This is a genomic window from Anaerococcus tetradius ATCC 35098, assembly GCF_000159095.1.
GTDB classification, from domain to species: domain Bacteria; phylum Bacillota; class Clostridia; order Tissierellales; family Peptoniphilaceae; genus Anaerococcus; species Anaerococcus tetradius.
Genome location: NZ_GG666391.1, coordinates 1 through 215, shown reverse-complemented (window position 1 = coordinate 215; position 215 = coordinate 1). Strand labels below are relative to the sequence as shown.

Genomic DNA, 215 nt, shown 5'->3' with positions numbered 1-215 from the left:
CACGCAAACTGCTCACATGGTATCAATGGCCTGAATGTGCACGCCTTTCACGGCCCTTCCAGACGGATCATCCATACTCGCAAACTGCTGAGACCAGAGAAATGCGGTCGGCGAGGAACACGCGATCGAGGGACCGACGGGGACAGTCAGGCAGGCTGTCGGATTCTTGAAAATGCCGTCGAATATGGTCCGATAGAAGTATCCTTCCTTCGAGG

Annotated in this window: 1 protein-coding gene; it reads right to left on the bottom strand. The window is 54.9% G+C overall.

Annotation, left to right across the window (positions count from 1 at the left end; genetic code table 11):
* Window positions 1-12: 12 nt before the first annotated feature.
* A partial coding sequence (locus HMPREF0077_RS10915) for a hypothetical protein (RefSeq protein WP_004837968.1) occupies window positions 13-215 on the bottom strand: 203 nt, incomplete at its 5' end.